This window comes from Bacillus sp. NTK071 (assembly GCF_017303315.1).
Taxonomy (GTDB): Bacteria; Bacillota; Bacilli; order Bacillales; family Guptibacillaceae; genus Guptibacillus.
In genome coordinates, this window is sequence record NZ_JAFKOI010000184.1 from 1 (window position 1) to 200 (window position 200).

The following is a 200-nucleotide window of genomic DNA, read 5'->3' on the forward strand; positions in this document are numbered from 1 at the left end:
AGAGATGATGAGGTAGATAGGTTCGGGGTGGAAGCGTGGCAACACGTGGAGCTGACGAATACTAATCGATCGAGGGCTTAACCTAAAACATTATTGGAAAACGTTGTGAGTGCTATCTAGTTTTCAGGGTACAAACCTGAAACAAGGAAGTTCGACTAAGTTCCACCACGTCCTGTGGTGAACATCGAACGGCTAACATC

Annotated in this window: 1 rRNA gene; it reads left to right on the forward strand. The window is 46.0% G+C overall.

Going from position 1 to position 200, the window contains the following annotated elements:
• Positions 1 to 85: ribosomal RNA gene (locus tag JI666_RS21525) — 23S ribosomal RNA — on the forward strand; the annotation flags it as partial.
• Positions 86 to 200 lie beyond the last annotated feature (115 nt).